Genomic DNA, 10785 nt, shown 5'->3' with positions numbered 1-10785 from the left:
TGTAAGCTTTCCCCCTTTCCCCCTTTCCCCCTTTCCCCCTTTCCCCCTGTACTTGTGAGCGCAACTCTTAGGAATTTAATTTTTTGGCGGAGTACGTTGTATGGTCGTACCAGCATCAAAACTCGCTCGAATTCCATATTGAGTATCTACGAGCCTCTTATTCAAAAATACATATCCCCATAGCGAACGACTTCACTTGGTCGCTTTTTATCTGTCATGACTGACCGCTTCACGGTCAGTTGCCGTCCTTCGCGACAGACAAAAACGGCCAACAGCTGCCGGTCAGGAAGGCAATCGGCAACCCATCAGTCAGTCATTCGAAGGCCGGGTATACTTCCTCATCGTAGGTATCTTCACGAACCGACAAACACGTACGATGGCACCACCATCCCTCGCTATAGAATATTTACAGAGCCCCAGAGCGTGCCGCTGAACTGCCCTCTGATTGAATTGCCCCTGACTCTGTAGACACAAATGACTGGCAGCTATGGTTTCCGGTCCAGGCTGCTCTGGCTGATCTGAAGGATCTAGCAATCATCATGCGGTGCCGGAATTCAATAATAAGCAAGAATCTCTGTTCGAAAGCTTGACGAGATATCCAGTTCGTAGAGGCCTTTTCTCTCTACATCCCCTACGAACGATAGTTCACCCTCTACTTGAGGAACTGCACGGTGTATCGAAATTTCAGTTGAGCCATCGAAGGGTGCTTCGAGCTCACTATTTTTTTCCCATGCAAAACGCGAGCTGGCGCCTTGAACATAATCCAGAACGGCCAGATCCTCTGGAAGATCCTCGGCAATCCGCTGGGAGAATTGTTGCAAAAGGGGCTCTGCAAGCGCATATAGCCATGCATGCTCATCAATATCTCCCATGCGTCTCAACACCCGCCCCAGCACCTGCCGGTAATGTAGTTCTGTGCGAATCCTACTGAGGTAGCAGCAGACCTGCAGTCTTGGAATATCGGTGCCCTCGCTAATCATCCCCACTGCCACGATCCAGCGATCATTGCTATTGCGAAACTTATCAATAAGGCCTTGAGCCCCGGGAGTCTGGTTTGTGACGACCAAACAATTTTCACCGCGGGCCATCAAAATAGAGGCAATCTGATTGGCGTGCCGGACGTTAGTCGCTACCACCAAGCCCGCGGCATTTGGGGTGACCTTCCGGATCTCATTTAGCCGTTCACAGCCCAATTCGATGGTCTGTTGCACGATCTCATCGTTAGAGAGTAAGTCCTCAAAATTAACGGGAGACTCAGTGAGGAGCTGGGCAATGCTGGGATAAACAACGTCCGTTGAGCTGTTACCCACTTGCTCTGTCAGTCTTATTGCATTGTTATCGATCAGCACGATACGGGGAGGACGGCATACCTTGTCTGATATCGCCTCCTCAATGCCGTAGCGAAAGTCGCAGATCAGGCGGCCCTCCGGATTTGAGTACCTTGCCAATGCAATAGCTCTCTCATCCGACCGCCAAGGTGTACCTGATAGCGCAAGGGTATAGGCAGCTCTGTCTTGAACCCTCTGCAGAATGATCTGCCCCCAAGAATTGCTAAAAAGTGGGTCATGGCCTGCGCAGTGGTGGATCTCATCGAACACTGCGAAGACTCGATATTTATCAAGCAGCCTCCAGAATTCTTCACCCTGATGATGCATGCCTTGATAAGTGGTGGCGACACCAATAGAGCCTAATAGGCCATCAAACTGGCGGTTTAACACACCTGAAAATGTATTCCTCAATCCCTCTACTACTTGGCAGGACGGAGCAAAACAGAGCACAAGATCAATCTCACCGGAGAGCAATAGTTGACGGGCGATTTCCGCCGCCATTCTGCTCTTTCCTGCACCAGGGGTTGCTTGGCAAAAAAAATGCGGAGAATGCTTATAACGAGATAGAGCTGCATCAACGCATGCAGTCTGCCAGGCGCGCAGAGAGACATTCATGCGGCTAGCGACTTTAAGGTCTTCTCGACAGCCTTGAGGTGACCAAGTAGCCGAGAGCTTCGATCGCGGGCCTCAATGTAATTATCTTCAACCCAGACTTTCAGCTGTGGCATTTCATTCAAGAGCTGTTTATACCGCTCAGCCTCGCCCATGGATGTGAGCAAGTCCAACCGAATTTCTTTGGCCAACGTCTCAAGCCGTTGGGAAGGCGCCTCAAACGGTTTAAGAATACTCGCAGTAGGGCTTTGACCTTGCTGAGGGGAACAACTCATGAAATTGCAGTCGACGAGTTCAACAGAGAGAAGCTCTGGCTTGTCTAGCACGTGAAAGACCTGTCCTCGTTTTCGACGCACTTCATCTTGCCGAATCCATCCGACATGCTTCAAGCGGCGGACCTGCTCATATACATATTTCCAGAGCTCACCGAGACCGATATCTGATGGGGCTATTTTCTGAGCGTAGGCATCTCGAAGGTCGAGAGTGGTGAATCGTTGGAGTTTCTCTTCCTGGAGTAACTCGCAGATGTGCCTGTTTAACTTAAATGTAGCCGGTTTCATGCAGGCACCTAGGAATGCAAATAGCTATACAAATGCGGATTATAATCCGTCGCCACCTAGTCCGCAAACGACGGATAGTTTCGCCTTGAGTAAGTCGAGGCGGTTATGCATCAGCTGGCAAAGGATCTCGGGCAGAACATCCGTGAGCGAAGGATATCGGTAGGCCTATCTCAAGATGCTTTAGCGCACGTATGTATGATGGATCGCAGCTATGTCGGTAGGATCGAGAGAGGCGAAGTCAACCTTACGATCGAGAAGCTCTACCGCATCGCATACCAACTGGATTGCCAACCTCACACCCTGCTGCCATACATCAGTCGTTAGAGCCCTGACTCTAGATCGACCCTTCTCTGAAGAAGCACTGACCGATTTTCGCAAGGCTCGCCGATGGATCGAGGGGGATGCTCGCACTGGTGCTTGGGGGGCTGAAATCAGCTTGCTGCTATCCCGTAGCTGATAGCCTTGGCCAAAATACCTAATTGGCCAGAGTGGCCCAAAAATCGGGGGTTAGAGGGCTGTGCGCGAAGGGATACTGCGCTAACCTCGCCGGATAGTAACGAGCATGTGTGCCCGTTACCGCATTGAGGAAGGAACCTGTGCGCATCGAGTCGATCACGGTATCTGGCTTTCGCTGTTTCGGCCCGAATGAGATTGCCATCCCTATCTCAGCTGAGGTCACCACAATCGTTGGTCCTAACGCTGCGGGTAAAACTGCGCTTCTGCAGGCTATGTCGAAGATGTTCGGGGTCACGCGGGCGCAGCGCACCGTATCATTTTCGGATTTCCACCTCGCCCCCGGAGAGGATCCTGAGAGCCGCGATTCCAAAGAACTCTACATCGAGGCGCTTATTGCCTTCCCTGAGTTGCTGGACGGGTCTGCAACCCCAGAAATCATCGCCCCTTCATTTCGGCACATGCTGATTACGAGAGCGGCCCAAGCGCCCGTTTGCCGAATGCGGCTTGAAGCACAATGGGACGACGACGGCACGCTTGAGGGAGAGGTTTCACAGAATCTCTTTTGGATCGATAGCCTGGATAAGGAGCCCGCAGAGGACAAATACCAGCCAGTGGCTGTAACCGATCGGGGCCTTATACAACTTTATTACACTCCAGCTAGCCGGGATGCCGCCGGCCAAATCCGTGCAACTGCCGGTACCCTGGCCGCCCGACTCCTGAGGGCTATTGAATGGTCCTCCGACACTGAAGACAAAGTGCAGGAGGCGACTGAGAGCCTGACAGCCGCGTTTGAAGGCGAGTCTGCGATCACCGCAATCACCGAGGCCCTGCAAACGCGCTGGGCAGATCTGCATGACGACGCTTCTAATACCAAGCCTAGGCTCAGTCTGGTGAGCCGACGGTTTGAGGAGGTGATAAACAAGATTGCAGTCATATTTGAGCAGGGGCCTGACGGACGAGAAAGAGGTATCGAAGCCCTTAGCGACGGACAACAGTCGCTATTTTATTTTGCATTGGCCGCCGCCGTTTTTGACTTAGAGCGCGAGGTCGTTGAAGGTTCTGTAGACGGATTTCGAAAGGATGCACTGCATATTCCTGCGCTCACACTGTTTGCCCTTGAGGAACCTGAAAACCATCTTTCGCCCTACTTCCTTGCTCGAATCATCCGCCAAGTTCGATCGTTGACTGAGGCCAGTGGGGCGCAGGCCATAATTACGAGCCATTCGCCGGCAGTTCTTAGTCGCGTCGAGCCTAGCGAGGTTCGTTACTGCCGCTGTAACGCCAAGACGCGCATATCTAATGTGAAGCGAATTGAGCTGCCGGCTGGTGATGTGGAGGCCAGCAAGTTTGTGCGTGGTGCCATATTGGCCTATCCCGAGCTGTACTTCGCGCGGTTTGTCCTGCTCGTTGAGGGTGATTCGGAAAGGATCGTCCTCCCTCAACTCGCCGAGGCACTTGATCTTCTCATCGACCCAGCTTTCGTCGCGATCGTCCCTCTCGGTGGAAGACACGTCCAATATTTCTGGCGCTTACTTAAGGGACTAGGTATTCCTTACGCAACTCTCTTGGACTTGGATCTCGGCCGCGATGGTGGAGGTTGGGGGCGAGTAAAAACAGCTCTGGAGAAGCTTATTGAGTTCGGCGAACCTAAGGACAAAATCCTCAAAATCACATCCGGCATTATGACCGACGCAAAGTTGGCCGGAATGCACAAATGGAGCAACCCAACTGACCACTCCAACCTGTTGGGTTGGATGAATAGGCTGAAGAAATACAACGTCTTCTTCTCTGCGCCGCTGGACCTTGATCTGGAGATGCTAAATGCCTTCCCCGATGACTATGCCGCTGTGATTCCGAAAGGAGGTGGCCCCCGCATGGCCGCCGACAAGGCGGCGGAAGTTGTGCTGGGCACATCAGGTCCGGGACTTGCGGTATACACGGGGCCCTACGAGGACTACCCGGAATCGTTTCCGCAATATCGGTACCACTTTCTCACCCATAGCAAGCCAGCTACGCACCTTGCGGCATTGGCCCGGATTAGCAAGGCGAGTCTGATCGCAGAAATGCCAGCAGTTCTAGCCGAAGTTGTTCGACATATTGCCAGCTCCTTAAGGCGAGACTGATCATGGCCGTTTCGTCACGCCGAATACGTCCCGAGGACTGGAAGCCCGTAGGGGTGAAAGCTCTGGAGGCGAATGCGCTGACGGTGGCTCGTTCGCGAAAAAATCGGTCCGTTATTGCGGGGCCGGGCGCTGGCAAGACAGAACTGCTCGCGCAGCGCGCCGCCTTTCTCCTTCAGACTGATGCGGCCCCATCTCCTCGGCGCATTCTAGCTATTAGTTTCAAGCGCGATGCTGCGTCAAATCTGGCAGCACGCGTACGCCAGCGCTGCCACCACACCCATGCGAGCCGCTTCGACTCCATGACGTTTGATGCGTTTGCAAAAGGATTGGTCGACCGCTTCGGTCAGGCGTTGCCGGATCGCTGGCGGCCAAGACCCGATTACGAGATCGCGACTCACAATGAACGAGATTTTCGTGAGTTCCTTCATGAGCTTCCAGCGCCGCCTTCGATAATCGGAACGAAAAATGACGTGCGTGGAATTGGGCCAAAAACATTTGAGCGCCAGCACCTGCTCGGCTTACCGCTGCCTGTAGACGGATGGCCGGCCCCAACTGTCGAACAATGGGCGGCAGATGCGTTCTGGCAACAGTCACTCCACAACGGCGGCAAAAGTGTGCTGTCTTTCGCGATGATTGGCCGTCTCGCTGAACTGTTGTTGCGAGTCAACCCGATGGTACGGGATGCCCTGCGCCTCACTTATTCGCATTTGTTCATGGACGAATTCCAGGACACCACCAGGGTCCAGTACGATCTGGTAAGCACGATTTTCCGAGGCACAGAAACCATCGTGACTGCTGTCGGAGATAACAAGCAGCAGATCATGCGTTGGGCAATGGCGATGGATGATCCTTTTTCTGCCTTCGATGCCGATTTCGAAGGTGCCCGGACTTCGCTCTTCAACAATTACCGATCTTCGCCGGAGTTGGTACGTATCCAGCACGTGCTGGCCCAGGCGTTAGACGCGCGAGCCGTACAGCCGGTATCTCAGGCTGATGGCACAATTGACGGAGAAAGTTGCTCAATTCTCGATTTTGCAAGTCCGAAAATTGAAGCGCGGCAGTTGGCACGATCAGTGGCGTCCTACATTGCCCATCTGAAACTGGCTCCTCGAGATTTCGTCATCCTGGTTCGACAAAAGGCAGGAGAGTATGCCGAACTTTTAGAACCTGCTTTCGCGAGCGAAAACTTGTCTCTGCGTAACGAAGCTGGAATGGTCGGCAAAGTGATGCTGCAAGAGCTGATGGCAGAGGAAATCTCAAAGTTGCTGGTCACCGTTCTCCGCCTCGCAATGACTCCGCGAGCTGGTGGTTATTGGTCGACCTGCCAGAATTGGCTCGCGTCAATGAGAGGGATCGATGCCGATGACGCAATCAGGCAGAGTAGGCTCGCGCGTGAGTTGGATACCTATACAACCGAACTGGCTGCACGTTACTCCCATTCCCCAAAAAGCAAGTCGGCCTCGCGCGCACTTGTTGACGACATCCTAAATTTCGTGGGTCCAGAGCATGTGATCCGCTCCAACCCTGCCTATGACCAGGGAACCTGGCTAGAAAAAGTGCTAGACGCGACGGCGGAACATCTTCTGTCCACCTCGTTCCACAGTACGGACTGGTCCCACGCCCTCGACATGTACGAAGGCGTCCACGCAATTCCATTGATGACGATCCACAAGAGCAAGGGCCTTGAGTATCACACCGTCATTTTTGTCGGACTGGATGACGGCGCGTGGTGGAGTTTTTCCCAGGATGAAATTGAGGCGACAGCAGGATTTTTTGTGGCTTTCACCCGGGCCAAGCAGCGGGTCATATTTACTTACTGTGCCTCGCGTGGCACACGAACAAAAATTGCGATCCTGTACGAGCTGCTTACCAAAGCCGGAGTCCAAATTACGTCCGGATCGAATTGATGTTTCTAAGCGAGACTTCAAAGTTAGAGTATCGTGGCTATGAACTGTCTTCGGCAGTGGCGGCATGAGCAGGCTCGAAAATTCAAGGCACCTTGAGCAATATGATTCGGCTATTATGATTAAAAAGCGTGTTCAGCCCTCTAAACCGCCTTTGTTGATCCAGTTGATTCAGAAATAAGGATATTTCGATGCCCGCCACAGCTTCGTTGCTGTCGACAGTTCTCTTTCTATCGCAATCTGCGCAAGCGCATGCTGCTCGTTCGAGCGGCGGTTTTGTCGTGGATTCTCGAAAAACGCCAGAGAGTTTTTCATGAATTACTTTACCGACACTGCCGTTAACATTTTAGGCAACAGTAAGCTGCGGACGCCTCAAATCGAAGCCTACATCAAGGCCCAAGAGCATTTTGCAAGCAATCCTGAGCAGGATGCGCTGATCGTGCTGCCTACGGGCACGGGCAAATCAGGGCTGATTTCCATCGTGCCGTTTGGAATGGCGAAAGGGCGTGTCCTGATCATCACCCCTGGTCTTGTGACCAAGCAGAGCATCAGGAAGACCCAGGACCTCCTGGAGGACAATTTCTGGATTAACTTTGATGTGATCTTCAGCGGAAATGACCTGCCCGTCACTTGCGAGTTCAACTCGCTGACGCTCCAGCGCAACTTGGAGCAAAGCCACATCGTTTACTCCAATATTCAGCAAATTCACAGCGACCGCTCTACGTGCCTGACCAGGCGAGTCCCACCCGACTTCTTCGACCTGATCATCGTCGATGAAGGGCATCACGCGCCGGCTGAAACTTGGCAAAAGACACTTGGCTACTTCGCCAAGGCTAAAAAGCTATTTGTAACTGGAACCCCATTTCGCGGTGACAACCAGGAAGTGCCCGGAAAGCTGATTCACACAACGCCGCTGTCTGAGGTGATGAGAGACCGCTACGTCAAATGGCTCAGAAAAGAAACGGTCAATGCTCATCAACTCTATTTCACGTTGGCTGACCAGCCTGGCGTTAGGCTATCAAAGGAGGAAGTTCTCGGGTTCAAAGATCCTGAGTGGGTTCAGCGCAGCGTTGCATTGTCCAAGGAATGCTCACTGGATGTGATTGACCAGAGCATTTACAACCTCACCGAGCTGAAGAAAGCGTCACCTGAAGTGCCTCACAAAATCCTTGCTGTGGGCTGCAGTATTTCCCATGCCGAGGATTTGCGTACTTGGTACGAGGCCAAAAATCTGAGAGCGGCGATTGTTCATAGCTACATGGAGCAGTCGGACATCGATGCAGCTTTTAGAACGATCGATAACAATCAATGCGACGTGGTCATCTCCGTGAACATGCTGATGGAAGGATATGACCATAGATACCTTACGGTTCTTGCACTTTTTCGACCCTATCGAAGCCTGAATGCTTTCGCTCAAATCGTCGGCCGGGTTCTTCGCGCAATCCCTATAGAGGAGATCACAGCGTTCGAGATTGATAACAACGCCGTTGTGATCTACCACGAGGAAACCGGCCTGGATGAGATGTGGAGCTCGTTTCAGAAGGAGGTTGATCGAGCAAAACATCAACGCACCAAGGAATACGTGATCACTGACCAGGAATACGTTCGAAAAGAGGAGTCCCTGGCGGGGGTTGGTTCCTCCGAAGCTTTTGTCAGCGATCAGGATTCCTATTTGGAAGACCTGGATTTCAACAAGATTTTCTCTGACAAACGAGCCGAAATCGATGCTTTTGCGGCCCAGAAAGTCAAAGAGTTGCCGGGCATAGAGGGTTACGACGCTGACGTGCTTGCACAGTTGACGAACGTCATCCGCAACGCTGAGATGAAGAAAGCCGCCCAAGTCATCGACCCGACACTCATGGAAAAACGACCAGAGATCGCGCGGAAGCAGCTTCGAGAGATCCTTACCAAAAAGGCCCAAGATGAAGTTGCCACACTGCTCAGCGACCTAGGGATCGACGAGAAAAGCTCTACTCTTTATCGGAAATTCGCAGCTCACGTTCCGATGGCAAAGCCGAATACTCCCAACGACGGTATACTGGTGAGCTTTATCAATACCAAGCTGGCTAAGAAGTACGGCAAGGTTGCTGAGCGTGATAATAGCTCGCTTTCCGAGTCGATCGCGCACGTGGAAGTAGTCATCGCTGAACTGAGGAAAATGCTGAGATGAGCCTCGAATCTATCAAATTACTCGTTGACGAACTGACGACTCTCCATATCAGCCGAGGCGTTCAGCCTAGCGACCTCATCGACAACCTGTTCGAAGACACCTACGTCGAATCAGCATCCCGTAAGACATCGAATGGTGTGATATTTGAGATCACCTTTCTCGAGACCGATGAAAACGACTGTCCTGTGAAAGTGGCGATGCGATACACCTACGACAGTAGTCGCAACTTGGTGCTCATCGAACAGAAGGTCGCAAAGAAATACGCAATTCAGTGGGATCGTGCAGCCTCGATACGCCAACGAGTTGAAAGACTCGAAGCGATGCTGGCCACCAGTCTTCCACAAGAGAAAGTGACGGCCATACTTTCCACTATCCCAGACGATTTTGTGGCCATCTTTCCTCGTCTGAAGCTCGTCGCTTAGTCCAGGTATAACTGGACATATACCGCTCGGAGAGTGCCCCGTCCTGTGTGGAACGATCGGGTGACCCCTAGAGTTCAATTACTCGCGTAGAGCATGGTTTTGACCGATTCTGGTGGTCAATCGTCAGGCTTCTAATCAATAGCGTTTGAACCCCCGAGCACCAGACTCCATTCACGAGCTTTCAACTCGCGACATACTGAAGGTGATCCACCAAAGCAGCGTTGCGAAACTGCCATCATCTGTGCCTCTGTCACATAGCGAATCTCGGACCCATTTTCATCCAATAAGACGCCTCCGGCACCTCTCAACAGCGCATGACCTGCCACAACATCATGCGCTGAAACAGCGTAGAGAGAGATGCCGCAAATTCCGTCACCCGCAGCCACTCTTGCCAGTCTGTACGCGATCGATGGCATTGCATGGAAATGTCCTGGAGCACACAGTTCACGATTGAGTTCTGGCTTTGTCATCGCTGCTGCACTCACCATGATCGTGCTCTGATTCGAAAGCTGTTTATTCTCGAGGCGTACAGACACTGCTCGACCGTTGCGAATCAAATGGGGGGTGCCCTCAGCCCAACCGATGCAGTCGGGGTGCCCCTCAGAAGTCACTGGCGCGTATACGACCCCCATCACGGGAATGGTGTTATGCAGTAGCCCTACTGATATCGCTGATCCCTTCATGCCATTCAAAAAATCACTGGTGCCATCGTTAGGGTCTACAACCCAACACCACGACTGCCCTGTCAGAACGTGCCCGGTCTCTTCGCCCCAAAAATCGCAGTTGAACACGCTGAGAAGTTCTGGCCGCAAGAAACATTCGATTTCGACATCGATCGCGGCCTTGTCACCAATGCCTCGAGGTCCCTCTGGAAGACTCCACTCGGCCGCGAGGAGAGCGCCTGCGTGTTGAACGATCTCTGTTACTTGAGCAAGTAGTTCAGAAAGATTTGGACCAGGCATAAGGCTCCTCAAGGCTGATAAACCGCTCAGGGAATGTCTCCAAGGCTGCTGTGGCGCATGATAGGCATACCGATTGCAATTCACATCGTTTATAGCAAGTCGTTCCATATCGATACCCCAGGATCATCATGAGAAGACCAAAGAAGATACTTTTAAAGCTTAAGCAGATTGTCGAATACAGGCGGATAGCCCGCTCTGGTCTGGAAAAGCGGTCTCTCAAACAGAGCAGATTCTTGGAACGGGCAGCA

At 52.4% G+C, this 10785-nt stretch carries 9 protein-coding genes; 5 read left to right on the top strand and 4 right to left on the bottom strand.

Annotated features, from left to right (window positions below; all coding sequences use genetic code 11):
- Positions 1 to 554 precede the first annotated feature (554 nt).
- Positions 555 to 1943 carry a DEAD/DEAH box helicase family protein gene (locus QMX98_RS14605; RefSeq protein ID WP_282410954.1) on the bottom strand — a complete coding sequence of 463 codons (1389 nt, stop codon included), beginning with the start codon at positions 1941 to 1943 and terminating at the stop codon, positions 555 to 557.
- The gene (locus tag QMX98_RS14600; RefSeq protein WP_046487081.1) at positions 1940 to 2500 is read right to left on the bottom strand and encodes a hypothetical protein; all 561 of its coding nucleotides are present in this window, start codon (positions 2498 to 2500) and stop codon (positions 1940 to 1942) included. Before QMX98_RS14600 ends, QMX98_RS14605 begins: the two co-directional genes overlap by 4 nt.
- A 105-nt stretch (positions 2501 to 2605) precedes the next feature.
- On the opposite strand from QMX98_RS14600, the gene QMX98_RS14595 reads away from it, so the two are divergent.
- From QMX98_RS14595 to QMX98_RS14585, 3 genes are all read left to right on the top strand, one after another.
- Positions 2606 to 2824, top strand: a complete 219-nt coding sequence (locus QMX98_RS14595) for a helix-turn-helix transcriptional regulator (protein ID WP_077747135.1) — start codon at positions 2606 to 2608, stop codon at positions 2822 to 2824.
- 272 nt (positions 2825 to 3096) lie between these two features.
- Entirely contained in the window at positions 3097 to 5079 is a 1983-nt protein-coding gene (locus QMX98_RS14590; RefSeq protein WP_046487085.1) for an AAA family ATPase, read from the top strand.
- Positions 5080 to 5081: 2 nt separating this feature from the next.
- Positions 5082 to 6986 carry an ATP-dependent helicase gene (locus QMX98_RS14585; RefSeq protein ID WP_077747136.1) on the top strand — a complete coding sequence of 635 codons (1905 nt, stop codon included), beginning with the start codon at positions 5082 to 5084 and terminating at the stop codon, positions 6984 to 6986.
- A gap of 168 nt (positions 6987 to 7154) precedes the next feature.
- Here QMX98_RS14585 and QMX98_RS14580 read toward each other — a convergent pair whose 3' ends face one another.
- Positions 7155 to 7298, bottom strand: a complete 144-nt coding sequence (locus tag QMX98_RS14580) for a hypothetical protein (protein WP_156176573.1) — start codon at positions 7296 to 7298, stop codon at positions 7155 to 7157.
- Between QMX98_RS14580 and QMX98_RS14575 the strand changes: the two genes are divergently transcribed.
- Positions 7297 to 9153: a DEAD/DEAH box helicase family protein gene (locus QMX98_RS14575; protein ID WP_077747137.1), complete on the top strand. Its 1857-nt coding sequence runs from the start codon at positions 7297 to 7299 to the stop codon at positions 9151 to 9153. The two genes, QMX98_RS14580 and QMX98_RS14575, sit on opposite strands and share 2 nt — an antisense overlap.
- Positions 9150 to 9575, top strand: coding sequence for a hypothetical protein (locus tag QMX98_RS14570; protein WP_046487091.1), 426 nt, complete (start codon positions 9150 to 9152; stop codon positions 9573 to 9575). Before QMX98_RS14575 ends, QMX98_RS14570 begins: the two co-directional genes overlap by 4 nt.
- Positions 9576 to 9706: 131 nt before the next feature.
- Here QMX98_RS14570 and QMX98_RS14565 read toward each other — a convergent pair whose 3' ends face one another.
- Positions 9707 to 10537, bottom strand: a complete 831-nt coding sequence (locus tag QMX98_RS14565; RefSeq protein ID WP_077747138.1) for an inositol monophosphatase family protein — start codon at positions 10535 to 10537, stop codon at positions 9707 to 9709.
- Positions 10538 to 10785: the final 248 nt, after the last annotated feature.

Source organism: Pseudomonas sp. PS02303 (assembly GCF_029959925.1).
In the GTDB taxonomy this organism is placed as follows: domain Bacteria; phylum Pseudomonadota; class Gammaproteobacteria; order Pseudomonadales; family Pseudomonadaceae; genus Aquipseudomonas; species Aquipseudomonas mandelii.
The sequence above is the reverse complement of the archived record's forward strand: the minus strand, read 5'-3'. Positions and strand labels throughout refer to the sequence as shown.

Bases quoted from the DNA above. Each gene is read 5' to 3' on its own strand.
- QMX98_RS14605 (WP_282410954.1), bottom strand. From the start codon at position 1,943: ATGAATGTCTCTCTGCGCGCCTGGCAGACTGCATGCGTTGATGCAGCT.
- QMX98_RS14600 (WP_046487081.1), bottom strand. From the start codon at position 2,500: ATGAAACCGGCTACATTTAAGTTAAACAGGCACATCTGCGAGTTACTC.
- QMX98_RS14595 (WP_077747135.1), top strand. From the start codon at position 2,606: ATGCATCAGCTGGCAAAGGATCTCGGGCAGAACATCCGTGAGCGAAGG.
- QMX98_RS14585 (WP_077747136.1), top strand. From the start codon at position 5,082: ATGGCCGTTTCGTCACGCCGAATACGTCCCGAGGACTGGAAGCCCGTA.
- QMX98_RS14575 (WP_077747137.1), top strand. From the start codon at position 7,297: ATGAATTACTTTACCGACACTGCCGTTAACATTTTAGGCAACAGTAAG.
- QMX98_RS14580 (WP_156176573.1), bottom strand. From the start codon at position 7,298: ATGAAAAACTCTCTGGCGTTTTTCGAGAATCCACGACAAAACCGCCGC.
- QMX98_RS14570 (WP_046487091.1), top strand. From the start codon at position 9,150: ATGAGCCTCGAATCTATCAAATTACTCGTTGACGAACTGACGACTCTC.
- QMX98_RS14565 (WP_077747138.1), bottom strand. From the start codon at position 10,537: ATGCCTGGTCCAAATCTTTCTGAACTACTTGCTCAAGTAACAGAGATC.